This window comes from Actinocrinis sp. (assembly GCF_035605935.1).
In the GTDB taxonomy this organism is placed as follows: Bacteria; Actinomycetota; Actinomycetes; order Streptomycetales; family Catenulisporaceae; genus Actinocrinis.
Genome location: NZ_DATNGK010000325.1, coordinates 1 through 23,928, shown reverse-complemented (window position 1 = coordinate 23,928; position 23,928 = coordinate 1). Strand labels below are relative to the sequence as shown.

General features: G+C 69.0%; 21 protein-coding genes. 11 read left to right on the top strand and 10 right to left on the bottom strand.

Annotated elements, in window-relative coordinates:
• The first annotated feature begins 82 nt into the window (after positions 1–82).
• The 6 genes from VN779_RS26195 to VN779_RS26170 are packed head-to-tail and all read left to right on the top strand — an operon-like array spanning position 83 to position 7,133.
• Positions 83–1,720: an ABC transporter ATP-binding protein gene (locus VN779_RS26195; protein WP_325728028.1), complete on the top strand. Its 1,638-nt coding sequence runs from the start codon at positions 83–85 to the stop codon at positions 1,718–1,720.
• Positions 1,717–2,967, top strand: a complete 1,251-nt coding sequence (locus VN779_RS26190) for an ABC transporter permease (protein ID WP_325728026.1) — start codon at positions 1,717–1,719, stop codon at positions 2,965–2,967. The genes VN779_RS26195 and VN779_RS26190 overlap by 4 nt, the downstream gene beginning before the upstream one ends.
• Positions 2,964–4,262, top strand: a complete 1,299-nt coding sequence (locus tag VN779_RS26185) for an ABC transporter permease (RefSeq protein ID WP_325728024.1) — start codon at positions 2,964–2,966, stop codon at positions 4,260–4,262. The genes VN779_RS26190 and VN779_RS26185 overlap by 4 nt, the downstream gene beginning before the upstream one ends.
• A 42-nt stretch (positions 4,263–4,304) precedes the next feature.
• A complete protein-coding gene (locus VN779_RS26180) occupies positions 4,305–4,721 on the top strand; it encodes a cytidine deaminase (RefSeq protein WP_325728022.1) in 417 nt (138 codons plus the stop codon).
• Positions 4,718–6,013: a thymidine phosphorylase gene (locus tag VN779_RS26175; protein ID WP_325728020.1), complete on the top strand. Its 1,296-nt coding sequence runs from the start codon at positions 4,718–4,720 to the stop codon at positions 6,011–6,013. Before VN779_RS26180 ends, VN779_RS26175 begins: the two co-directional genes overlap by 4 nt.
• 10 nt (positions 6,014–6,023) lie before the next feature.
• Positions 6,024–7,133: an adenosine deaminase gene (locus VN779_RS26170; protein WP_325728018.1), complete on the top strand. Its 1,110-nt coding sequence runs from the start codon at positions 6,024–6,026 to the stop codon at positions 7,131–7,133.
• An 83-nt stretch (positions 7,134–7,216) separates the two neighbouring features.
• Here VN779_RS26170 and VN779_RS26165 read toward each other — a convergent pair whose 3' ends face one another.
• The 3 genes from VN779_RS26165 to VN779_RS26155 are packed head-to-tail and all read right to left on the bottom strand — an operon-like array spanning position 7,217 to position 10,075.
• Entirely contained in the window at positions 7,217–7,777 is a 561-nt protein-coding gene (locus tag VN779_RS26165; protein WP_325728016.1) for a hypothetical protein, read from the bottom strand.
• Positions 7,774–9,381 carry a HAMP domain-containing sensor histidine kinase gene (locus VN779_RS26160; RefSeq protein WP_325728012.1) on the bottom strand — a complete coding sequence of 536 codons (1,608 nt, stop codon included), beginning with the start codon at positions 9,379–9,381 and terminating at the stop codon, positions 7,774–7,776. The genes VN779_RS26165 and VN779_RS26160 overlap by 4 nt, the downstream gene beginning before the upstream one ends.
• Positions 9,382–9,388: 7 nt before the next feature.
• Positions 9,389–10,075, bottom strand: coding sequence for a response regulator transcription factor (locus tag VN779_RS26155; protein WP_325728010.1), 687 nt, complete (start codon positions 10,073–10,075; stop codon positions 9,389–9,391).
• 255 nt (positions 10,076–10,330) lie between these two features.
• Between VN779_RS26155 and VN779_RS26150 the strand changes: the two genes are divergently transcribed.
• From VN779_RS26150 to VN779_RS26140, 3 genes are all read left to right on the top strand, one after another.
• Positions 10,331–10,966 (top strand): SigE family RNA polymerase sigma factor, encoded by a 636-nt coding sequence (locus VN779_RS26150; protein ID WP_325728008.1) that lies wholly within the window; start codon positions 10,331–10,333, stop codon positions 10,964–10,966.
• Between the two features lie 208 nt (positions 10,967–11,174).
• Positions 11,175–12,311, top strand: coding sequence for a hypothetical protein (locus tag VN779_RS26145; RefSeq protein WP_325728006.1), 1,137 nt, complete (start codon positions 11,175–11,177; stop codon positions 12,309–12,311).
• A gap of 157 nt (positions 12,312–12,468) precedes the next feature.
• The gene (locus tag VN779_RS26140) at positions 12,469–12,939 is read left to right on the top strand and encodes a hypothetical protein (RefSeq protein ID WP_325728004.1); all 471 of its coding nucleotides are present in this window, start codon (positions 12,469–12,471) and stop codon (positions 12,937–12,939) included.
• Positions 12,940–13,108: 169 nt separating this feature from the next.
• Here VN779_RS26140 and VN779_RS26135 read toward each other — a convergent pair whose 3' ends face one another.
• From VN779_RS26135 to deoC, 3 genes are all read right to left on the bottom strand, one after another.
• Positions 13,109–13,963, bottom strand: a complete 855-nt coding sequence (locus tag VN779_RS26135; RefSeq protein ID WP_349260950.1) for an aldehyde dehydrogenase family protein — start codon at positions 13,961–13,963, stop codon at positions 13,109–13,111.
• A gap of 250 nt (positions 13,964–14,213) precedes the next feature.
• On the bottom strand, positions 14,214–15,695 hold the full coding sequence (locus VN779_RS26130; protein ID WP_325728000.1) for an aldehyde dehydrogenase family protein: 1,482 nt from the start codon (positions 15,693–15,695) through the stop codon (positions 14,214–14,216).
• Positions 15,696–15,699: 4 nt separating this feature from the next.
• Positions 15,700–16,644: a deoxyribose-phosphate aldolase gene (deoC, locus tag VN779_RS26125; RefSeq protein WP_349260949.1), complete on the bottom strand. Its 945-nt coding sequence runs from the start codon at positions 16,642–16,644 to the stop codon at positions 15,700–15,702.
• A gap of 336 nt (positions 16,645–16,980) precedes the next feature.
• Here deoC and VN779_RS26120 point away from each other — a divergent pair, with 336 nt between their 5' ends.
• Positions 16,981–17,826: a hypothetical protein gene (locus VN779_RS26120; protein WP_325727996.1), complete on the top strand. Its 846-nt coding sequence runs from the start codon at positions 16,981–16,983 to the stop codon at positions 17,824–17,826.
• A gap of 7 nt (positions 17,827–17,833) precedes the next feature.
• Here VN779_RS26120 and VN779_RS26115 read toward each other — a convergent pair whose 3' ends face one another.
• From VN779_RS26115 to VN779_RS26105, 3 genes are all read right to left on the bottom strand, one after another.
• The gene (locus VN779_RS26115; RefSeq protein WP_325727995.1) at positions 17,834–19,507 is read right to left on the bottom strand and encodes a phospho-sugar mutase; all 1,674 of its coding nucleotides are present in this window, start codon (positions 19,505–19,507) and stop codon (positions 17,834–17,836) included.
• An 84-nt stretch (positions 19,508–19,591) separates the two neighbouring features.
• Positions 19,592–20,416, bottom strand: coding sequence for a purine-nucleoside phosphorylase (locus tag VN779_RS26110; RefSeq protein WP_325727993.1), 825 nt, complete (start codon positions 20,414–20,416; stop codon positions 19,592–19,594).
• Entirely contained in the window at positions 20,413–21,783 is a 1,371-nt protein-coding gene (locus VN779_RS26105) for an MFS transporter (protein ID WP_325727991.1), read from the bottom strand. The genes VN779_RS26110 and VN779_RS26105 overlap by 4 nt, the downstream gene beginning before the upstream one ends.
• 216 nt (positions 21,784–21,999) lie before the next feature.
• Between VN779_RS26105 and VN779_RS26100 the strand changes: the two genes are divergently transcribed.
• A complete protein-coding gene (locus VN779_RS26100) occupies positions 22,000–23,406 on the top strand; it encodes an NAD(P)H-quinone dehydrogenase (RefSeq protein WP_325727989.1) in 1,407 nt (468 codons plus the stop codon).
• Between the two features lie 134 nt (positions 23,407–23,540).
• Here VN779_RS26100 and VN779_RS26095 read toward each other — a convergent pair.
• Positions 23,541–23,928, bottom strand: a 388-nt coding sequence (locus VN779_RS26095; protein ID WP_325727987.1) for an acetyl-CoA carboxylase biotin carboxyl carrier protein subunit, incomplete at its 5' end; no start/stop codon positions are given.

Here is a 23,928-nt window from a genome sequence, read left to right as displayed (position 1 = left end):
ACCGCACTGACCCGGCCCAGTACGACGCAGGCCAGGTGGGGAATTAAGGTGTCCATACTGCTACGTACGGAAGGGTCCGAGGGTGCGCCTGGAACTGCGTGGGATCACCAAGCGCTTCGGATCGCTGGTCGCCAACGACCGGATCGATCTGGTCGTCGAGCCGGGTGAGATCCACTGCCTGCTCGGCGAGAACGGCGCGGGCAAATCCACCCTGGTGAACGTGCTCTACGGGCTTTACCGCCCGGACGAGGGCGAGATCCTGGTGGACGGTGAGGCGAAGGAGTTCCACGGACCGCGCGACGCGATCGCCGCCGGGATCGGCATGGTGCACCAGCACTTCATGCTCGTGCCCGTATTCACGGTCGCGGAGAACGTGGTCCTCGGGGACGAGGACACTGGGCCGGCGGGCTGGCTGGATCGGCGCAAAGCCCGAAAGCACGTGCGGGAGGTCTCCGAGCGCTACGGCCTGCCGATCAACCCGGACGCCCGGATCGAAGACCTGCCGGTGGGCGTGCAGCAGCGGGTCGAGATCGTCAAGGCCCTGGTGCGCGAAGCCCAGGTGCTCATCCTCGACGAGCCCACCGCGGTGCTCACTCCGCAGGAGATCGAGGAGCTGTTCTCGGTCATGAACGCACTGCGCGAGGCCGGCAAGTCCATCGTGTTCATCACGCACAAGCTCAAGGAGGTCCGCGCGATCGCCGACCGGATCACCGTGATCCGCCGCGGTCGCGTAGTCGGCACCGCTACCCCGCAGATGACCGAGCAGGAGCTGGCCTCACTGATGGTCGGCCGCGCGGTGCGGCTGGTCGTGGACAAGCAGCCGGCCGAGCCTGGGGAGCCCGCCTTCGATGTCAGCGGACTGACGGTGTTGGACCAGCACGGCAACCGGGCCGTGGACGACGTCTCCTTCTCGGTGCGGGCGGGAGAGGTCCTCGGCATCGCGGGCGTGGACGGCAACGGCCAGTCCGAGCTCGCGCAGGCGATCCTCGGCCTGGTGCCGGTGCAGGCCGGTTCGATCATCCTGGACGGCAGGCAACTGGTCGGCCGCAGTCCGCGGCAGACTCTGGACGCCGGCGTCGGTTTCATCCCGGAGGACCGCTCCCACGACGGCCTGGTCGCGGGCTTCACCGTCGCTGAGAACCTGGTGCTGGACCTGTACAAGTCCGAGTCCTTCGCGGGAGCGTTCTCCCTCGACTTGACCGCGATCGAGCACAACGCCAAGACGCGGATCGAGGAGTTCGACATCCGGCCGCCCGACCACAGCGTCCTGGCCGGCAACCTGTCCGGCGGCAATCAGCAGAAGGTGGTCGTCGCGCGGGAGATGTCCCGGCCGCTGCGACTGCTGGTCGCCTCGCAGCCGACCCGCGGCGTGGACGTCGGCGCGCAGGAGTTCATCCACAAGCGGATCGTCGCCGAACGGGACCAGGGCCGACCGGTGGTCATCGTGTCCACCGAGCTGGACGAGGTGCTCGCGCTGGCCGACAAGGTCGCGGTGATGTACCGCGGCAAGATCGTCGGCGTGGTGCCGCCGGACACCTCGCGTGAGGAGATCGGCCTGCTGATGGCCGGCATCACCGATGGTGGTGCGGCGTCGACCACGGCGCACTCGCGCGACGCGGCGTCCGACGGCGCGTCTGATGACGCGGCGTCAGCAGCGACGGCGTCAGACACGGCGTCATCAGGGACCGCGGGCCAGGACCGGGAGGGGGCGGGCTCATGACCACCGAGACCACGGAGCAGGAGACACAAGCCCCGGAGCCCTTTGGCGGCCTAGGGCAGGCGGCCCGCAACGTGTTCACCGCGGAGAACTCGCTGCTGGTGACCTTCCTCGCGGTCGTCCTCGCGCTAATCGCGGGCGCGATCCTGATGGTCGTCTCCGACACGACCACCCTGAATAAGGCGAGCTACTTCTTCGCCGGGCCCGGCGATTTCTTCTCCGGCGCCTGGCACGACATCTCCTCCGGGTATGCCGCGCTGTTCAAGGGCGCGATCTTCGACCCGGCGACCGTTCACGGCACCCCGGCGCAGTTCTTCGGACCGATCACCAACACGCTGCTGATGGCCACCCCGCTGATCTTCGGCGGCCTGGCGGTCTCGCTGGCCTTCCGCGGCGGGCTTTTCAACATCGGCGGCCAGGGCCAGCTGATCATGGGCGCGATCCTGGCCGGATACGTCGGCTTCGCCTGGCACCTGCCGGTCGGGCTGCACGTGCTCGTCGCGGTGCTCGCCGGAGCGCTCGGCGGCCTGCTCTACGGCGCTCTGGTCGGCTGGCTCAAGGCCTGGCGGGGCGCGCACGAGGTCATCGTCACGATCATGCTGAACTATGTGGCGGTGTACTTCCTCGGCTATCTGCTGAACGTCAACGGCTTCCATGACCCGACCAAGCTCGGCCAAGCGGTGTCCAAGCCGGCCGACCCGAGCGCCCGGCTGCCGCATCTGTTCGGCGACTCGGTGAGCACGGACGTCGGCCTGATCATCGCGCTGGCCGCGGCCTTCGCCACCGCCTGGCTGCTGGGCCGCTCCAAGCTCGGCTTCGAGATCCGGGCGCTGGGCATCAACCCGCGTGCCGCGCGCATCGCCGGTATCAACGTGGCGCGTACGCAGATCCTCGCCATGGCGCTGTCCGGCCTGCTGTTCGGCCTGGTCGGGGTAAGCCAGACCCTTGGCACCACCAATCCGAATAACAACGCCCTGTATCCCGACATCGACGCCGGACTCGGCTTCAACGCGATCACCGTCGCCCTGCTCGGCCGCAACCGTCCGTGGGGAATCGTCGCGGCCGCGCTGCTCTTCGGCGGCTTCAACGCCGGAGCGTCGGTGATGCAGGCCAGCGCGAACCTACCGGTCGACATCGTGAACGTCGTGGAGGCGGTCATCGTGATCTTCGTCGCGGCCCCGCGACTAGTCCAGGAGATCTTCCGGCTGCGCGCCCGCCGCGCGTCGGTCGCCACGGGAGGCCAGGCGTGACCGCCGCTACCGCCGAACTCGGCGTACCCGCGACCCGCGGCCTAGACCGCGCCCGGATGATCCCGGGCGTCGCGCAGGTCGTCGTCGGCGCCTACGCGATCTGGGCCTTCGGTCTCGGCACCCGCACCGGGCACGGTGCGCAGGCCGCGGTCGGCATGGCGCTGAATCCGAACGCCCCGGGGGCGCTGGGCATGCAGCACTTCCCGGCCGGTCCGGTCGCGATCGTCTTCGCCGCGATCTGCGTCGCGTGCGGTCTGCTCCGGGTGTTCCGCCCACTCGGCGTCGTGGCGCGGCGCTGGCTGACGGTCGGTTACGTCGTCGCGTTCGTCATCGCCTTCCTGGTCTGGGCCTCGGCCGGCACCACCACCTTCGGCGGGATCAGCCTGCCCGGCGTGCTCAACAACACGCTGATCGTGTCGGTCCCGCTGATCCTCGGCGCGACCTGCGGCATCATCTGCGAGCGCTCGGGCGTGGTGAACGTCGCCATCGAGGGGCAGTTCCTGTTCGGCGCCTTCTCCTCGGCGATGGCCGCGACGATGTCCAACTCGGTCTGGATCGGCCTGATCGTGGGCTGCCTCGCCGGGGCGCTGCTCGGCTCGCTGCTCGCCGCGCTGGCCAACCGGTACCACATCGAGCAGGTCGTGCTCGGCGTGGTACTCAACGTCCTGGCACTCGGCCTGACCACCTTCCTCTACAACAAGCTGCTCTCGGCGAACTCGGCCGCGTACAACCAGCCGCCGATCTTCCACGCGATCCGCATCCCCGGGCTGGCCGCCATCCCGGTGATCGGGGACGTGCTGTTCAACCAGAACATCGTGTTCTACCTGGCCTTCATCATCGTCGCCGTGGTGCAGGTCGCGCTGTTCCGCACCCGCTGGGGCCTGCGCACCCGCGCGGTCGGCGAGCACCCGCGAGCCGCCGACACCGTCGGCATCAAGGTGCTGGGCACGCGGTACCGCAACGTGATCATGGCCGGACTGATCTCCGGGCTCGGTGGGGTATGGCTGACGATCGGTCAGGTCGGCTCGTTCACGACGAACATGTCCGCGGGCAAGGGCTTCATCGCACTGGCCGCACTCATCGTCGGACGCTGGTCGCCGGTCGGGGCACTCGGCGCGGCCCTGCTGTTCGGGTTCGCCGGCGGGCTGAACAACTCGCTGTCCTCACTGCAGACCCCGATCCCGGGACAGTTCCTTTCCATGGCTCCGTATCTGGCGACGGTGTTCGTCGTCGCGTCCCTCGGCGGCATCGTGCGCGCTCCGGCGGCCGAGAACCAACCGTACGTAAAGGGATAACGCAGTGCTGACAAGACAGCAGCTCACAAGAACGCGCTCGGTATGACCGAAGTCGACTGGCCGGCCCTGCGCGAGGAGGCCCGCGCCGCGATGGCGAAGGCATACGCGCCGTACTCGCGTTACCCGGTCGGCGCGGCGGCGCTGGTTGACGACGGCCGGATCATCACCGGCTGCAATGTCGAGAACGCCTCATACGGCCTGACCTTGTGCGCCGAATGCGGCCTGGTCTCCGCGCTGCACTTGACCGGCGGCGGTCGGCTCGTCGCCTTCGCCTGCGTAGACGGTGAGGGCAGAACCTTGATGCCCTGTGGCCGCTGCCGCCAGTTGCTTTACGAACACGGCGGACCTGACCTGCTGGTGGACACGCCCGAGGGCGTACTGCCGATGACCGAAGTCCTGCCGCAAGCCTTCGGCCCCGAACACTTGGCAGCGCACGATTCGGCACGGAGAGCGCTATGAACGTCATCGACGTGATCCGGGCCAAGCGCGACGGCGCGCGGCTGACGGACCAGCAGATCGATTGGGTAATCCGGGCTTACACGGACGGCGTCGTCGCCGACGAGCAGATGTCCGCGCTGGCCATGGCGATCCTGCTCAACGGGATGGACCGCGCCGAGATCAACCGGTGGACCGACGCGATGATCGGCACCGGCATCCGGATGGATTTCTCCGGCCTTGACCGGCCGACCGCGGACAAGCACTCCACCGGCGGCGTCGGCGACAAGATCACCCTGCCGCTCGCCCCGCTGGTGGCCGCCTGCGGCGCGGCGGTCCCGCAGCTTTCCGGGCGCGGCCTCGGCCACACCGGCGGCACGCTGGACAAGCTCGAATCGATTCCCGGCTGGCGCGCCAGGCTCTCCACCGAGGAGATGCTGGATGTGCTGCGCCGCGTCGGCGCCGTGGTCTGCGCGGCGAGCGACGAACTGGCCCCGGCGGACCGCAAGCTGTACGCGCTGCGGGACGTGACCGGGACCGTGGAGTCGATCCCGCTGATCGCCTCCTCGATCATGTCCAAGAAGATCGCGGAAGGCACCGGAGCGCTGGTCCTCGACGTGAAGGTCGGGACCGGTGCCTTCATGAAGGACCGCGCGCAGGCCCGGCAGCTCGCCGAGACGATGGTCGCGCTTGGCACCGATCACGGGGTGAAGACCGTGGCTCTGCTCACTGACATGCAGGTTCCGCTCGGCCTGACCGCCGGAAACGCCCTTGAAGTGCGCGAGTCGGTCGAGGTGCTCGCCGGGGGAGGACCGGCCGACGTGGTGGAGCTGACCCTCGCCCTGGCCCGCGAGATGCTCGCCGCCGCCGGCCTCGACGGCGTGGACCCCGCCGACAAACTCGCCGACGGCTCCGCGATGGACGCCTGGCGCCGGATGATCCGCGCGCAGGGCGGCGATCCCGAGGCCGAGCTGCCGCAGGCCAAGGAGCGGCACGTGCTGACCGCGCCAGCCTCCGGGATGCTGACCCGGCTCGACGCGCTCGCGGTCGGCGTCGCCGCCTGGCGGCTAGGCGCCGGACGCACTCGCAAAGAGGATCCGGTGCAGGCGGGCGCAGGTATCGAGCTGCACGCCAAGCCGGGTGACACGGTGGTCGCCGGTGCACCGCTGCTGACCCTGCACACCGACACGCCGGACCGCTTCGAAGCCGCGCTCGACGACTTAAGCGGTGCATTCAGCATCGGCGCCGACGACCCCGCGGGCCACGGTGCGGACTTCACTCCGCGTCCGCTCATCCTCGAGCGGGTTAGCGCGTAGGGTACTGCGGGTGACTGAAACGACATCGCTCACCGCGGACGAGATCAGGCAGGCGCCCAAGGTGGCCCTGCACGACCACCTCGACGGCGGCCTCCGGCCGCAGACCGTCATCGAACTGGCCGACGCCTGCGGCTACACCGGCCTGCCGACCCGCGACGCGGCCAAGCTCGGCACCTGGTTCCGCGACGCGGCGGACTCCGGCTCGCTGCCGCGCTACCTGGAGACCTTCGACCACACCATCGCGGTCATGCAGAGCGCGGACGCGCTGCGCCGGGTCGCCGCCGAGACCGTCGAGGACCTGGCCGCCGACGGCGTCGTCTACGCCGAGACCCGCTACGCCCCCGAGCAGCACCTGCGCAACGGCCTGACCCTCGACGAGGTGGTCGAGGCGGTCAACGCCGGCTGCCGCGAGGGCGAGGAGCGCGCCGCCGCGGCCGGTCACTTCATCAAGGCCGGCACGCTGGTCACCGCGATGCGGCAGAACACCGAGCCCGGCCACAGCCTGAAGATCGCCGAGCTGGCCGTGCGGCACCGCGACTCCGGAGTGGCAGGCTTCGACATCGCCGGACCCGAGCACGGTTTCGGCCCGAATCTGCACGCGGACGCGTTCAAGTACTTGCGCGAGCAGTTCTTCCGCTTCACCATCCACGCCGGCGAGGCAGACGGCCCCTCGTCCATCGCCGAGGCGCTGCTCAACGGCGCGGACCGGCTCGGCCACGGCGTGCGCATCATCGAGGACATCGAGTTCACCGAGGACGACGCCAAGCTCGGCCGGATCGCGGCCTATGTGCGGGACAAGCGCATCGCGCTGGAGGTGTGCCCCTCCTCCAACCTGCAGACCGGCATCGCTGAGACGATCGCGCAGCACCCGATCCAGAAGCTGTACGAGCTCGACTTCAACCTGACCGTCAACTGCGACAACCGGCTGATGAGCGGCACCTCGATGAGCCGCGAGTTCGGGCTGCTCGCGGAGAACTTCGGCTGGGATCTGGCCGACCTGGAGCTGGTCGCGCTGAATGCGATCGACGGGGCGTTCCTGGCGCATGACGTGCGGGACGCCATCGCCGACCAGATCATCAACGGGTTCACGGACCTGCGCGGCGACGAGGACGAGGACTGAGCGCGAAAGTCTGGCTGCAGGGGCCTGCGTCGCAAGACTCAGGCCCCTGATCTATCTGGCTGTCTCGCGTCTCATGCCGCGCCCTAGTCTGTCGGCGCGGCGAAGCCGGTCGTGGAGCCGTCCCCAGGCATCGGAACGTAGTAGTCGACCGTGTCGCCGCACGCGTTCCAGGTCGGCTTCTCCGCACCCTTGACCTGTATGCCCACTGAGACCGACTGGTCCCAGTACTGCATCGTGCACAAGAACTGCGCCTTCGCCTTCGTGCTCAACGGCTGGCTCACCAGATAGGCATCGGCGAAGCCGCCCGCTCTCGGCGTGGCCACCAGGTCAGCAGGCAGCGCCGAGGACATGCCCTGCGCGGCCTCAGCCTTCGTCGGTCCCTCGACCATCGCGCTGAGCACGGTTTCCTCGTTGGTCGCGGTGCCCGCGTTGCGGTAGGTGAGGGTCAGCCGGCCGTCCTCGTAGAAGAACAGCACGAACTGCGATGAGCCGGCTTGCGTCTGCGCCCGCTGCGCGGCGGCGCCGGAGACGTCCGGTGCAGGGCCGAGGTTGGTGATCCCGGTGGGCTGGATTCCGCAGGCCGCCGCCATGGGAAGCACGAGCGTGGCCAGCATCCCGCCGATCTTCAGCGCCCTGTGCCTCACACGCTCACCCCCTGCGTCCGTCCGTACGGTCCCGAGTCTGTAGTGCCCGCGTCGCCACCGGCGCCGTGGTCCGGGTCGACCGCGTCTGCCTCGGAGGCGAGCACGCCTTGGGCGTTCGAGGGGAACCTGAGCGTGAAGACGGCTCCGCCTTCCGGCCGGTTGCGTGCCGAGATCTCGCCGCCGTGCATCCGGGCGTTCTCGAACGCGATCGCCAGGCCGAGACCGCTGCCCTCGGACCGGCCGCGCGCCTTGTCCGCCTTGTAGAAGCGGTCGAAGATGTGCGGCAATGCGTCAGCCGGGATACCGGGACCTGAGTCGGCGACCTGGATCACCACGAAGGGCCCGTCGTCCGTGACGGTCAGCGCGACCGGCTCGCCACCGTGCTTGAGCGCGTTGCCCACGAGGTTCGCGATGACCACATCCATGCGCCGGGCGTCGATCTTGGTCGGCAGCGGCGAGGGCGCATTCACGATGACCTTGTTGGTCCATCCGCGCGTGGCCAGCGTCGCCTCGATCAGCTCGGGCAGGTTGATGTACTCGATCCGCATGGCGGCCGTGCCTGCGTCGAACCGGGAGATCTCCATCAGGTCCTCGACCAGGCGAGCCAGCCGCTTGGTCTCGTTGGCGATCAGGTGCGCGGCCGACACGGTCGTCGGGTCGGCGTCCTCGACGTCCTCAAGGACCTCCGTCACCGCGGTCATCGCGGTCAGCGGCGTGCGCAGCTCGTGCGACACATCCGCGACGAAACGGCGAGAGGCGGCGTCCATCGCACGTAGTTCGGCCATCGAGCGGGCCAACGCCTCGGCGGTCTCGTTGAAGGTGCGCGAGACGTCCGCGATCTCGTCGGTGCCCTTGACCTCGAGGCGCACGTCCAAGTCGCCCTGGCCGAGCATCCGCGCGGCATGTCCGATCCGCCGGATCGGCACCAGCACGTTGCGGGTCGCGAGCAACGCGACACCGCCCGCGCCGATCAGCGCGAGACCGCCGGAGGCCAGGCCGATCGTCATCAGCTCGGTCAGGATCGCCTGTTCCGACTCCAGCGAGGTGAACAGGTAGACCTCGGGTCCGTTCGGGTTGATCCGGGTGCCGGTCACCTCGTACGGCGTGCCGCCTATGATCTTGCGTTCCTGTACGACCTGGTCGTGCGCCGCCACCTGGAACGTCTTGGTGATGTCCTGGTTGCTGAACCGCGAGTCGCTGGCGACCGAGCCGCGGGTGGTGATCAGCAGGATCACCCCGCCGCCGTTCTTCGCCATGGTCTCCGCGATCGTGGTGTCGGTCTGCGCGGAGCCGGACTGCTGCAGCTGCGCGCCATTGGCCTGCACGTCAGCGATCAGCTGGGTGTGCGCGTTAGTGGCCACCCTGGAGACCAGCGCGTCACGGATCAGGAAGTACGAGGCGGCGGTGATGATCGCGGCGGTGATGGCGGCGACCGCGGCGAAGCCGAAAAGCAGCCGCGGGCGCAGGCCGGTCAGCCGTAGCCTGCGCCGATGCGCTCCCGAGCGCCGACGGCGGGCGTCGCGTCCGACCACGTCCGCGGCGGCCGCAACGGTCGGGTAAGTTCCGGGTCCGCCGCGCGGCGGACCCGGCGATTTTCGGCTCACCGCGCGGTCACCTCGGCGGATCCAGACGGTAGCCGATGCCGCGCACGGTTCGTATCAGCTGCGGCTCGGACGGCACCAGCTCGACCTTCGCGCGCAGTCGCTGCACGCAGGCGTCCACGAGACGCGAATCGCCGAGGTAGTCGTGATCCCAGACCAGCCGCAGCAACTGCTGCCTTGAAAGGGCCTGCCCGGGTCGCCGCGAGAGCTCGACCAGCAGCTTGAGCTCGGTCGGCGTGAGCGAGATCGGCTCGCCGGCGCGAGTCACCGTCATCGCCGCGCGGTCGACGACCAGATCGCCGAACACGGCCGTGTCCCCGGCATCCGGGACACCGTTACCGTGCCGACGCAATACCGCACGGATGCGCGCGTCCAGCACGCGTGGCTGTACCGGCTTGACTACATAGTCGTCCGCGCCCGACTCGAGCCCGACCACGACATCGATGTCGTCACTGCGCGCAGTGAGCAGGATGATCGGCACCTGGTCGGTGCGGCGGATCCGGCGGCAGATCTCGAAGCCGTCGATACCGGGGAGCATCACGTCGAGTACCACCAGCTCAGGCCGCTGGCTCTGCCACAACTCCAGCGCCTCCTCGCCGGTGGCCGCGGTCGCGACCTGGTGACCCTGGCGGGTCAGCGCGAGTTCGATGGCCATCCGGATCGACGGATCGTCTTCGACGAGAAGAAGGCTGGGCACCTACCCATTCTTACCTAACTCACACGTCCATGGTCGATACCACCGGCGGCTTTAGCAGTCCTTCACACAATCACGTATTACACGTGGTGAATGTGTGTTCGAATTGTGACTCCATCGAGCGGGCTGGTCACCGCGTGTAGTCAGGTTCCGTAGTCAAAGCCGGATTCGACTGGCGGAAGGGGTGACGAACGCCTGTGGCAAAGCTGTGACGCGAGGCGTACGCGACGATGAAATGCGGGGGCCAGGCTTGTCACCATGAGCTTCCAGACTCTGGCAACACTTCCGACCCCCGCTAAGAGATTCGACGCGGGTACCTCCGCGACCGGTTCCAAGCGCGCGGGCGGCACATCTGACGCGCCCGCGGATTTCGCGGCGTACGTCGCGGAACGCCGCTCCTCGCTGCTGCGCACCGCGCACCAGGTCGCGGGCGACCGCACCGAGGCCGAAGACCTGCTGCAGGAGGGCCTGCTCAAGACCTACCAGGCTTGGCACCGGATCGAGGACAAGGCGGTCGTCGGCTCGTACCTGCGCCGCACGATGACGAACCACCAGATCTCGCAGTGGCGCAAGCGCCGGGTGGAGGAGTACCCCACCGACGAACTGCCCGAGCACGGCTACGACGGCGAATCGATGCCGCAGGTGGAGATGCGCGTCGCGGTGGCGCGGGCACTGATGCGGCTCTCGGCGCGGGACCGCGAGGCCCTTTCGCTGCGCTACTACGGCTCGTACACGGACACTGAGATCGCCGAGCGGATGGGCGTCTCGGTCGGCACGGTCAAGTCAGCACTGTGGCGCGCGCTGCGCAAGTTGCGCGACGACCCGGCGCTGCGCCCGCTGGCCGGGTACGTGTCGCAGAACAGCGAGTGGCTCACCGATTCCAAGGCTGCCTAACGCTGTAGGCGGCTAGCCGCGTAGCTGGTCACGGGGTACCCGTTCGTGGGCTGATGTCATGCGCCGACCGAGGCTGACGGGGATGAGGCGGCGCCTGCCACTTCAATCACGCTCGGTAATGTGGAAGTCTTGCGCCCGAAAAGACAGTCTGTCTGAAAAGACAGAGTGTCCAGAGACCAGCGGACCGACACGGGAGCGTTGCACCGCCATGCCTGAGACGTTGAAGAAGCTGCGCGAACCGGCGGCGCTGGCCGCCGTCGTGTTCGCGGGGCTCACCCTCCTTGTCGCAGTGATCAACCTGCTCGCGCCCCCGTCCTCGAACGGGTTCTCCGAGCCCTTCGCCAACCGCGCACACGACCAGGTCGGCACGTTCCTCGACGTGGTCGTCGCCGCGGCCGCGGCCTTCGCGGTCTACCTGGCCAACCACGTCAGCCCGGCGCTCGCCAAGGCGCGGCTGATCACGCTCGCCGCGCTGGTGGAGATGGGCGTCGCGCTGCTATTCGGCGTGGTGACCGCGCTGGCCCAGTTCGGCGCGGACGGCATCGGCGGCGAGGGCAAGTTCCTCACCTTCGTGATGGCGATCGGCGAGGGCGTCGTGGTCGTCGTCGCGGCCCTGTTCGTGTGGATGACCTGGCAGATCCTCAACCCGCAGACCGCGCGCCCGGCCGCTCAGCAGCCCGGCCAGTACGGCGGCGGCTGGACTGCCGGGCCCGGCGCGGGCAGCGGCGGCGGCCAGAGTGGCCAGCAGTATTCGCAGGCCGCGCCGCCGCCCGGCGGCTTCGGCTGGACCCCGCAGCAGGGCAGTGGCCAGCCGGGTCAGCAGCCTGGACAGCCAGGGCAGTCGGGTCAGCAGGCGGGCCAGTCCGGACAGGCGGGCTTCGGCCAGCAGCCTGGGCAGTCCGGGCCGACCGTGTTCGGACAGCAGGGGCAAGGGCAGGGTCAGGGCCCCGGCGGGGCCGGCGCGCCGCAGCCGTTCGGCTCGGACCGCACGCAGTTGCTTCCGCCGGTCCAGGGCGGCCAGCAGCCAGGTCAGGCCCCGGGCTACGACCAGAGCCAGCCGACGCAGCAGTTCGGCCAAGCACCCGGCGTCGCGGGTACCGGATCGCACCAGCCGCAGCAGCCCATGCCGCCAATGCCGCCGACCATGCAGGATTACGCCGCCGCGCCGAGTCCTTGGTCTCCCGGCGGGACTGGCAGTAGTGCGCAGCCCGGCGTGCAGAACCCGGCTCACGGCCACGGGCAAGGTCAGACGCAGGGCCAGGGCCAGCAGATCCCGCCCGCCCGTGGCGAGGAGTCGGAGCAGCGGCCTGGGCCGTTCCAGGTCGGCGACTGGCGTGCCGAGTAGTACATTTGCGCACTGGCCTATTAGGACAAAAACCTACTTAAGGCTCAATGTCCGCCAGCAGGGTGAGGCGGCGTGACTTCGGACTGGTATCCGAGTTGCCTCGGGTACCAGTCCGTTTTTTGCGCGGATCTCAGACCTCGGTGAGGAACGTTTCAAGATGCGTCAGTCAAGGACAGCCGGCCGAATCCCGAGCAGCGCGCGTCGCCTGGCGCTCACCTCGCTCGGCGCGGGCTTGGCGGTCGCGGCGGCGGCTCCGATGGCGTCGGCCGCGACGGTGGCCGCAGCCGCGCCTGCGGCCTCCTCGGACGTCGCGGACAGCGCGGCGCTGGGTTCGAACGCGACCAGCGCGAACGCGGTTCCGGTGACCTCCGCCGAACTGCCGCAGCAAGCGCAGGAAGCGCCGCTGACCGCACCCGAGGCGGCGCCGGCCGCGGCCTGGTCGCGACTGGGCAAGCTCAAGCTTTACCCACTGGCCGGCACTGGAGTCGACCCGCTGTCGAATGTCGTGGAGACCAGCCTTGGCGGTATCCCGGTATCGACTCAGCCGGTGGCGGACACGTTTGCGGACGGTCTGCCAGTGGCGGATCTGCCGGTGCTCGGCTCGTTGCTCGGTGGACCGCTCGGCTGACCAGTGCGCGGATCGCGCGCCGCACCGGCGACCAGTCCGACAATGCCTGCTGTGCGTGCGGCGTCGGCCGGCGGCTCCACAAGAGCCCGCCGACCGGCGCCGCAGTCACGCCTGCCAAGCCGTGCGCAGCCCGGCCAGATCCTCGCCCGGCTAGATTTCGCCTGGTCGGTCAGATCCCGACCGGGTGCCAGACCGTCTTGGTTTCCAGGAACGACACCATCCGGTCCAGTCCGGGATCGGCCGTCCAATCCGGCTCGGGCTCCGGCCGCCTCAGCCGCTTGAGGTTCTGCGCGGCGGCCCGTTCCAGCTCAGTGGCCAGCTCCAGATCCGGCACGCCGGACAGATCCAGCGCGTCCACGTCGAGGTGGCTGGCGAGCGGTGGGCCCAGCTCGGCGATCCGCCCGGTCAGAATGTTGACCACGCCGCCGGGCAGGTCCGAGGTCGCCAGCACCTCCGCCAGCGTGATCGCGGGCAGCGCGGCCGAACCGGGCGCGACGAGGACCGCCGCGTTTCCCGAAACGATCACCGGGGCGAGCACCGAGACCAGCCCGAACAGCGAGGGCCGCTCGGGGGCGAACACCGCCACGACCCCGGTCGGCTCGGGGGACGAGACGTTCCAGTACGGTCCGGCCACCGGGTTGACCGTCCCGCGCACTTGGCTGATCTTGTCGGACCAGCCCGCGTACCAGACCCAGCGGTCGATCGCGGCGTCGGTCTGTGCGAGCGCTGATTCGCGGGTGACGCCCTCGGCCGCGGCCACCTCGTCGGCGAACTGCTCGCGCCGGCCTTCGAGCATTTCGGCGATCCGGTAGAGGATCTGGCCGCGGTTGTACGCGGTCGCTGCGGACCACACGCCGAACGCGGACCGGGCCGCCCGCACCGCGTCGCGGGCGTCCTTGCGGGAGGCCAGTGCGGCGTTGGCCAAGAACGCGCCCTGCGCAGAGGTCACCTCGTAGCTCCGTCCGCTCTCCGAGCGTGGGAAGGCCCCACCGATGTAGAGCTTGTAGGTCTTGCGCACGGTCAGCCGGGTCCGCGCGCCGGTTTCCTCAGCGACCGAAGCCGGGACCGCCGTCGATACCCGATCGGCGGGCACGGCCGCGGCGACGGACGCGGTCACAGTCGCCGCTGTCGGCGCGCTTGGCTCCGCAGCCGCCGGCTTCTTCGGGGTCGCCTTCTTCGCGGCAGCCTTCGTCGTCGTCTTCCGCGCGGTTGACTTACTCGCGGTCGTCTTGCTCGCTGCGGCCGTCTTCGCCTTGTTGCCGGCTTCGGTCTTGTCAGACATCGAGGTACGCCTCCAGACCGTGTGCGCCGCCCTCGCGGCCGTAACCCGACTCGCGATAGCCGCCGAACGGAGAGGAGGGGTCGAACTTGTTGAACGTGTTCGCCCAGACCACCCCGGCGCGCAGCTTCTTCGCGATCGCCAGCATCCGCGAGCCCTTCTCCGTCCACACGCCCGCGGACAGGCCGTAGGGCGTGTTGTTCGCCTTAGCCACCGCCTCCTCGGGAGTGCGGAAGGTCAGCACCGAGAGCACCGGACCGAAGATCTCCTCGCGGGCGATCCGGTGCGTGGCCGAGACGTTCGTGAACACGGTCGGCGCGAACCAGTAGCCGGTGGACGGCAGCTCGCAGGCCGGGGACCAGCGCTGCGCGCCCTCCGCCTCGCCGACCTCGGTCAGCTCGGTGATCCTCGCCAGTTGCGCCGCCGAGTTGATCGCGCCGACGTCGGTGTTCTTATCCAGCGGATCGCCAATCCGCAGCGTCTCCATCCGGCGGCGCAGCGCGTCCAGCAGTTCCGGCTCGATCGACTCCTGCACCAGCAGCCGCGAGCCCGCGCAGCAAACCTGCCCCTGGTTGAAGAAGATCGAGTCGATCACGCCCTCGACTGCCTGGTCGATCGGCGCGTCGTCAAACACGATGTTCGCCGCCTTGCCGCCCAGCTCCAGCGTCACCTTCTTCCGGCTGCCCGCGACCGCCCGCGCGATACCGCGGCCGACCTCGGTGGAGCCGGTGAACGCGACCTTGTCAGTATCCGGATGCGAGACCAGCGCCGCCCCGGACTCTCCCGCGCCGGTCAGGATGTTGACCACGCCGGGCGGCAGGTCCGCCTGCTGGCAGATCTCCGCGAAGGCCAGCGCGGTCAGCGGAGTGGTCTCGGCCGGCTTGAGCACCACGGTGTTGCCGCAGGCCAGCGCCGGGGCGATCTTCCAGGCCAGCATGAGCAGCGGGAAGTTCCACGGGATGACCTGCGCTGCCACGCCCAGCGGCTTCGGATCCGGTCCATAGCCCGCGTAGGAGAGCTTGTCCGCCCAGCCCGCGTAGTGGAAGAAGTGCGCGGCGACCAGCGGCAGGTCCACGTCCCTGGTCTCGCGGATCGGCTTGCCGTTGTCGATCGACTCAAGCACAGCCAGTTCCCGCGAACGCTCCTGGATGATCCGCGCGATACGGAACAGGTACTTGGCCCGTTCCGAGCCCGGCATTCGCGACCAGATCCGGTCGTAGGCGGTGCGCGCGGCGGCCACCGCGCGATCCACGTCGGCCGCCGACGCGACGCCGACCTCGGCGAGCACCTCCTCGGTCGCCGGATTCAGCGTCTTGAGCGCGCCGCCGCTCGCCCGGACGAACTCGCCGCCGATGAAGAGGTCGTAGCTCGGATTGATCTTGACGATGGCCCGCGACTCGGGGGCCGGAGCGTACTCGAACAGGTTCGCCGCCGCCGCGGTCTTCTCAGGCAGTCGTTCTGTTTTCCGCTGTGCCATCGGGTCAGTCCACCGTCACGTAGTTGGGCCCTGAGTAGTATCCGGCCGCCTGCTTCTGACGCTGCATCAACAGATCGTTGAGCAGCGAGGAGGCGCCGAACCTGAACCACAGCGGGTCGAGCCAGTCCGGGCCGCAGGTCTCGTTGACCACTACCAGATGCTTGATCGCGTCCTTCGCGGTACGGATGCCGCCGGCCGGCTTGAACCCGACCATCCGGCCGCTCACCGCCCGGAAATCACGCACCGCCTCCAGCATGACCAGCGACACCGGCAGCGTCGCCGCGGGGGAGACCTTGCCAGTGGAGGTCTTGATGTAATCGGCCCCGGCCAGCATCGCCAGCCAGGAGGCGCGCCGCACGTTGTCGTAGGTGACCAGCTCGCCGGTCTCCAGGATCACCTTGAGATGCGCCTCGCCGCAGGCTGCCTTCACCGCCGCGATCTGCTCGAACACCGTGCCGTAATGCCCGGCGAGGAAAGCGCCGCGGTCGATCACCATGTCGATCTCGTCGGCGCCGGCGGCGACGGCCATCCTCGTCTCGGCCAGCTTCACCTCGACCGAGCTGCGGCCGGAGGGGAAGGCGGTGGCGACCGAGGCGACCTTGATCGCGGTACCACGCAGCTCGTGTTTGGCCACCTCGACCAGGTCCGGGTACACGCACACCGCGGCGACCGAGGGGCAGGTCGGGTCGGCTGGATCGGGCCGCCGTGCCTTTGCGGCCAGCGAGCGCACCTTCCCGGGAGTGTCCGCCCCCTCAAGCGTGGTCAGGTCGATCATCCGGACCGCCAGGTCGAGCGCGAAGCCCTTGGCGGAGGTCTTGATCGACCGAGTGCCGAGCCGGGCCACCCGCGCCTCGGCGCCGACCTTGTCCACACCCGGCAATCCGTGCAGGAAGCCGCGTAGCGCGGCCTCGTTCCGGGTAGCCGCGCGCAGATCTAGCCGGTCGGGCATGTGGTGGGCCCCGGCCGCGTCCGCGTCGGTGTCCCGGGCCGCGGTTATGTCCCGGCCCGGTCCGTCGTCTGGTTTCCCGCCCGGTTCGCGGGCTGGATCGGTGTGCGGCCGCTGCGCCGCTTCGGTGGTGCTGGTCACGCGATCCAGCGTAAGCGGCGGCGAGGAGCGCCGCTGGACCTGTCGCCCAGGTTGTGGATAACTTGTGCGATCCGTGCCCCGGCGTCCGATCCGGTATCACGCATGGATCGGAACCACCCCGTTATGCTGCCGTGACATGCACGGAAACCGGCCACCCTACATGGACCACACCCAGCCCGTGAGGCAGAATCCAGGGTCATGACGCCGCTCGCCACCGACTCCCGTTCGACCACCGAGAAGCCGACCGTCTACCGCGGTCCGGCCGCACTCATCGGCGGCGCGTTGGTCGTGCTGTTCTGCGGGTTCGGCGCGATCGATCTGCTGATCGAGTCCGGCACTCAGGACCTGGTCGCCGCGGCCATCCTGACGCTGGTCGCCGTCCTAGCCGCGTTGTACGGCGTCTATCCGGCGGCGTTCGCGTGGAATGACCGGCTTGTCGTGCGTAACCCGTTTCGCACGATTGACCTGCCGTGGGACGCGGTGACCGATCTCAGCGCCCGGCTTTCCTTCATGGCGCATACGGAAAGCCGCCGATTCACCGTCTGGGCCATCCCGGTCTCACTCCGGGAGCGGCGCCGCTTCGAACGGCACCGTCTCAAGGACCTGTCGCAGTCGCAGCGCTTGGCCAGTCGCGGGGTCCCGGCCAACATGCTGCAGTCGGGCAACCGCCGCCCTTACGACCCGGCCGATCGCCTGTCCATGGCGGACCAGGCAATCGAGGAGATGAACGCGCGGCGCGAGGCATACGCGGTCCAGGCGCGGTTCAAGGCCAAGGAAGCTGAGCAAGCCGCTGGGGCAGCATCGGACGCGGCTACCGCCGCAGTGCCGGTCGCTGACGCCGGCGATGTCGCCGATATCGCTGCTACCACGTCAACCGACGCCGTCAGCGCAGCGTCGAGCGACGCTACGGCGAGCGCTCAGAAGGCCACGCCTGTTCTGGAAACCGCCCCGGTTGATTCGGGCGTAGTGCGCTGGTCTGTGAGGTCGTTCGCGCTGCTCGGCGCGAGCGTCGTGTTCCTAGTAGTCGCTCTCGCCGTGAGCTGACTAGTCGTCAGTCTGCCTTGAGCCGCTCCGCCAGAGCAGCCTTAAGTGCATCTAGCAGCCCGACCGCGTCAGCCGCCGAACCGTGCGTTACGACCTCGATGTAGCACTTGAGCTTCGGCTCGGTGCCCGAAGGCCGCACCACCACGCGTGCGCCGCCGTCGAGCGAGAGTCGCAGTCCATCGGTCGGTGGCAAGCCGGGTGAGCCGAGTGACAGGTCGTCCAGCAGTATCACCGCCAATCCAGCCAGTTCCTTCGGCGGGGCGGAACGCAGCGCGGCCATCATTCGCGCGATCTGCTCCAAATCATCGACGCGGATCGAGAGCTGATCAGTGGCATGCCGGCCGTACTCGGCGGCCAGCCGCTCCAGTTCACCCTCGAAGCTGCGGCCGTCCGCCTTGAGCGTTGCCGCCAACTCGGCGACCAGCAGCGCGGCGCTGATGCCGTCCTTGTCGCGCACGCCGTCCGGATCGACGCAGTACCCGAGCGCTTCCTCGTAGGCGTATGACAGATCCTCGACCTTCGTCAGCCACTTGAAGCCGGTCAGCGTCTCGCGATAGTCGATGCCGTGCCGCTGCGCGATCTTCCCAAGCAGGGAGGAGGAGACGATCGTCGTGGCAAAGGTGCGCGCGCCGCCACGTTCGGCGAGGTACGCGCCGAGCAGCGCACCGACCTCGTCGCCGCGCAGCATCCGCCACTCGCCACCCTCGTCACCGGTCGCGCCTGATGCCTTGTCACCTGAGCGAACGGGGATCGCGACGGCGCAGCGGTCTGCGTCTGGGTCGTTCGCGATGACCACGTCGGCACCGGACTTGCGCGCCAGGGCCAAGGCCAGGTCGATCGCGCCGGGTTCCTCCGGATTCGGGAAGGCCACCGTCCGGAAGGTCGGGTCCGGATCCTGCTGCTCGGGCACGGCGATCGGCGTACCGAACCCGGCGCGCTCGAAAGCCGAAGCGAGTACCGCACCGCCGACACCGTGCAGCGCCGTCGAAACGACCCGCAGTTCCCGTGGACCGACCGGGCTAAGAACACGCACCGCACGATCGAGATACGCATCGAGGATGGAGTCGTCCAGCGTCTCCCATTCCGTGCCGCGCGGAACCGAAGACAACGGGCCGACTGCCTCGATGGCCGCTGCGATCTGTTCGTCTGCCGGGGGAGTGATCTGCGAACCGTCGCCGAGGTAGACCTTGTAGCCGTTGTCGCGCGGCGGATTGTGACTCGCCGTCACCATGACACCCGCGCACGCACCCAAATATCGGATCGCGAACGCAAGCACTGGCGTCGGTAGCGGCCTCGGCAGCACCAGCGGACGAAAGCCGGCGCCGCTGAGTACCTCGGCGGTGTCTCGCGCGAACACGTCGGAGTTCTTCCGCGCGTCGTAGCCGATGACGACGGCCTCTTCGAGGTGCCCGGTGTCGAGCAGGTAGCGAGCGAGGCCCGCGGCGGCGCGACTGACCACCACCCGGTTCATCCGGTTCGGCCCCGCGCCCAGTTCACCGCGTAGCCCGGCGGTACCGAACTGGAGCGTGCCGGAGAAGCGTTCCGCGAGCTGGCTACAGGTATCGCACGCGCCTTCGTCGGCGTCTGCGCACTCCTCGATCAGCGCGCTCAGCTCTTCGCGGGTCTCCGGGTCGGGGTCCTCGTCCAGCCAGGCGCGGGCGAGGGAGAGCAGGCGTTCCACGGCGACTCCCTTCGAGCCTCTCCGTCGTGCTTTATCGGTCGGTAGGGGCGGCATCGGCAGCGTCAGCGGCTGCGGCAGCGAGCGCTAAAGGCGGCTGAGCACGTCGCGCAGCAGCACGCCCATACGCGCCGCCGACGCGTTACCGGTCTCGATGACTTCCTGAGCGCTGAGCGGCTGCCCTGTCATACCCGCTGCCATGTTGGTCACCAACGAGATGCCCAACAGTTCCGCCCCGGCCTCACGCACCGCGATCGCCTCAAGTGCCGTTGACATGCCCACAAGGTCAGCGCCGAGGGTACGCACCATGCGGATCTCCGCAGGTGTCTCGTAGTGCGGTCCGGTCAGCTGGATGTACACGCCGTCGGCGAGCGACGGATCGACCTCCTTGCACAGCGCGCGCAGCCGCGCCGAGTAGAGGTCGGTCAGGTCGACGAAGTTCGCGCCGATGATCGGGGAGGTCGCGGTCAGGTTGATGTGATCGCTGATGAGCACCGGCTGTCCCACCGAGTACGCCGGATTCACGCCGCCGCAGCCGTTGGTCAGGACCACGGTCGAGCAACCGGCGGCGACGGCGGTGCGCACGCCGTGCACCACGCGCGCGACGCCGTGCCCCTCGTAGAAGTGCGTGCGGCCGAGGAAGACCAGGGCCAGCTTGCCGGTGGACGCGAGCCGGACCGACCGGATCCGCCCGGCGTGACCGATGGCTTCCGCCATGGTGAACCCGGGCAGTTCGGTGACCGGGAACTCGTGCTCGGGCTCGCCGAGCGCGTCGGCGGCCGGCACCCAGCCGGAGCCGAGGACCAGCGCCACGTCCGGCGTGCCGCCGATCCTCGAGATCAGTGCCTTAGCTGCGTCCTGTGCGCCCTGGTACGGGTCCGCGTTCGACTCTGCAATCGCCTGTGTGGTCACGCATCAGACGATATAGCGGCTGCCGGTAACCCGCTCTGCGCGGTCGCCGCTGTGGTCGTCGACGCCACGGGTACGTCGGCCACGTTCGCCACGACCGCGATGTCCACAGCTTCGGCTGCCGTGGCGCTGTCCGCGCCCGACACTGGTGTATCGGTGCTGCGCCGAGTTCGGATGTCACGCGAGAGCAGCGTCAGCAGGCTCACCGCGACGATCACGCCGGCTGCGGCGTACTGGGTGTTGGATACGCCGATCGCCGCCGCGATCGGCCCGGCGAGCAGCGCTCCGATTGGCATCGACATGACCGAGCCGAGCGCGTCGTAGGCGGACACTCGGGCCAGCTTGTCCGCGGGGATGTAACGCGCCATCACCACGAACCACTGCACCATCATCGTCTCGAGCGCGATCCCGACGCCGAGGCTGGTCACGCAGATCAGCCACACCGGCCACAGCATCGCGAGGGCGAGTGAGGGCAGCGCGATCGTCATACCGATCATGGCGACGAACAGCATCGGCCGACGCGGCGTGTATCGCAGCGCGATGAATCCGCCGATGATCAGGCCGACCGATTCGAAGGCCATGATGGTGCCCCAGGCGGCCGGGCCGCCGAGGTGTGCTTTCGCCACGGCCGGGCCGAGCACGCTGAACGAGCCGTACCAGCACATCAGCACGGCCGAGTACTGCAGCACGATTCCCCACAGCCACGTGTGTGACCGGAACTCGTCCCAGCCCTCGCGCAGCTCGCTGAAGATGCCCGGGTTGTGCGTGCGCTCAATGGCACGGACCCGGATCAGCAGGTTCGGCGCGACCGACGCGAGCATGCCGATCGCGTCGATGACCAGCGCCCAGCCCGGCCCGGAGGCCGCGACGAGGAAGCCGGCGATCGCCGCGCCGCCCATCATCGCGCCGTTCATGACCAGGCGGCTGATGGCGTTCGCCTGCTGGAGTTCGGCGTCGGGCACCAGCTTCGGCAGCAGCGCCTGCGAAGCGGGGTAGAAGATCGCGATCGCGGTACCGGTGCCCGCCTCCAGTGCGATCATCTGCCAAAGCTGGGCCGAATGTGTGAGCACCAGCAGTCCGAGCGTTCCTTCGAACAACGCGACCAGCAGGTTGGCGAAGGCAATGACGTACTGCGGCGGTATCCGGTCGGCGATGACTCCGCCGAGCGGCCCGAAGACGAGGTTCGGCGCGATCTGCGCGGCGAGCACATAGGAGAGGTCGGCGGTGGAGCCGGTGCTGTTAAGCACGGCGAAGGACACGCCGACGGCTGAGAACGCGAAGGCGGAGGGCGCGACGAAGCGGTCGATGAGCAGGAACCGGAAATCGCGGTAGCGGAGCACGCCGAGACGACTCGACATCGACGTAGACATGGCTATCCGCTCCCCAGACGCGCCCTCGTGAGACCACGCCCTCTTAAGACACTGGTGGCGCCCTCGTAAGACACTGCTTCGAAGGTACCGAAGCCCTCCGACAGCTCGCCAACGTATTTCCGAGCGCGCCGCGTTTTCCGCGCACGTCACCACCGCCCCCACGCAAGCTGTGGACACCGCAACAGCGCTGGTACCTGGCGCAATTAGACTGAGCCTGTGACAAGGATTGCGATCATCGGTGGCGGACCCGGCGGCTACGAGGCGGCGCTGGTGGCCGCGCGGCTCGGCGCGGAGGTGACCATCGTCGACCGCGACGGCATCGGCGGAGCCGCGGTACTGACTGACTGCGTCCCGTCCAAGACCCTCATCGCGACCGCCGACGTCATGACTGCTTTTGAGGACGCACCCGAACTCGGCGTCCGGGTCGGCGAGGACGCGGCGCACTGCGTCACGGGCGTGGACCTGGCCCGAGTCAACGCCCGGGTCAAGGCCTTGGCGGCGAAGCAGTCCGAGGACATTGCCGAGGGGCTGGCGAAGGCTGGCGTGACCGTGGTGCGTGGCTCCGGGCGGTTGGCCGACGGCGGCGCGATCGTAGAGGTCACGATGCGCGGCGGTGCGGAACAAGGCACCGTGGAGCGGGTCGCCGCGGACGCCGTGATCATCGCGACCGGGGCGCGTCCCCGCGAGCTGCCCTCGGCTCGGCCGGATGGCGAGCGGATTCTGACCTGGACTCAGCTTTACGACCTCGACGAGCTGCCCGAGGACCTGATCGTGGTCGGTTCCGGCGTGACCGGCGCCGAGTTCGCGGGCGCGTATCAGGCACTAGGTTCACAGGTGACGCTGGTCTCGTCGCGCGATCGAGTGCTGCCGGGAGAGGACGAGGACGCGGCGCGTGTGCTCGAGGAGGTCTTCCAGCGTCGTGGCATGCGAGTGCTGAGCCGTTCTCGCGCGACGTCTGCGGTACGCGACGGTGACCGTGTCACGGTCACGCTTGAGGATGGCCGCACCGTGCAGGGCACGCACTGCCTTATGGCGGTCGGTTCGCTGCCTAACACCGAAGAGCTCGGCCTCGAGGCGGTAGGCGTGCAGACGACGCGCTCGGGACACATCGTCGTAGACCGCGTCTCACGCACCACGGCGGCCGGTGTCTATGCGGCCGGTGACTGCACGGGCGTCCTTCCGCTCGCGTCGGTCGCGGCGATGCAGGGCCGGATTGCCGTCTACCACGCGCTCGGCGAGGCGGTGTGGCCGATCAACCTCAAGCGCGTCTCCTCGAACATCTTCACCGCGCCGGAGATCGCCACGGTCGGCCGGACCACGTTCAACGCGGAGAGCGACGATCCGAAGTTCGACGTGGTGAAGCTGCCGCTGGACACGAACCCGCGCGCGAAGATGCTCGGCTTCCATGACGGCTTCGTGAAGCTCTACTCGCGCCCCGGTTCCGGCACCATTCTCGGCGGCGTCATCGTTTCGCCGCGCGCCAGTGAGCTGATTCATCCGGTTTCGATGGCGGTGGATCTGCATCTGACCGTGGATCAGGTCGCTTCGGTGTTCACCGTGTATCCGTCGCTGTCCGGTTCGATTGCGGAGGCCGCGCGTCGACTGCACAAGGACGAGGAATAGCCGCTCAACCTGGCTTAGCGCGGGAAAGTTCCGGGCCGGGGCGAATTCCTATCGCCCCGGCCCGCGCTGTTCTCGATATCCCGGTTCAGCGCCGTTTCCGGCCACCGCCGTTGTTCAGCCTTTGATTCCGTCGTTCAGTCTTTGATTTCGCAGAGGGTGGCTCCGGCGGTGACGGTCGCCCCGATCTGCGCGGTCAGCGAGACCACGGTGCCGGCCTTGTGCGCGGAGAGCGGCTGCTCCATCTTCATCGCCTCCAGCACCACGATCAGATCCCCGGCCGCGACCACCTGTCCCTCGCTCACCGCGACCTTCACGATGGTGCCCTGCATCGGGGAGGTCAACGCGTCCCCGCTCACCGCCACCACCGCCCGCCCGGCGGTGGAGCGCCGCGGCGGGGCCGCCCGCCGCGCCCCCGCGGCGCTCGTGGCCGGGGCCAGGTTGGCGGGCAGCACCACCTCCAGGCGCCGCCCACCGACCTCCACCGTCACGCTCTGACGCTCCTCGCTCTCACCAGCTTCGGCC

Coding starts and splice junctions, on each gene's coding strand:
- VN779_RS26190 (WP_325728026.1), top strand. CDS start 1,717: ATGACCACCGAGACCACGGAGCAGGAGACACAAGCCCCGGAGCCCTTT.
- VN779_RS26180 (WP_325728022.1), top strand. CDS start 4,305: ATGACCGAAGTCGACTGGCCGGCCCTGCGCGAGGAGGCCCGCGCCGCG.
- VN779_RS26175 (WP_325728020.1), top strand. CDS start 4,718: ATGAACGTCATCGACGTGATCCGGGCCAAGCGCGACGGCGCGCGGCTG.
- VN779_RS26150 (WP_325728008.1), top strand. CDS start 10,331: ATGAGCTTCCAGACTCTGGCAACACTTCCGACCCCCGCTAAGAGATTC.
- VN779_RS26145 (WP_325728006.1), top strand. CDS start 11,175: ATGCCTGAGACGTTGAAGAAGCTGCGCGAACCGGCGGCGCTGGCCGCC.
- VN779_RS26140 (WP_325728004.1), top strand. CDS start 12,469: ATGCGTCAGTCAAGGACAGCCGGCCGAATCCCGAGCAGCGCGCGTCGC.
- VN779_RS26130 (WP_325728000.1), bottom strand. CDS start 15,695: ATGGCACAGCGGAAAACAGAACGACTGCCTGAGAAGACCGCGGCGGCG.
- deoC (WP_349260949.1), bottom strand. CDS start 16,644: ATGCCCGACCGGCTAGATCTGCGCGCGGCTACCCGGAACGAGGCCGCG.
- VN779_RS26120 (WP_325727996.1), top strand. CDS start 16,981: ATGACGCCGCTCGCCACCGACTCCCGTTCGACCACCGAGAAGCCGACC.
- VN779_RS26105 (WP_325727991.1), bottom strand. CDS start 21,783: ATGTCTACGTCGATGTCGAGTCGTCTCGGCGTGCTCCGCTACCGCGAT.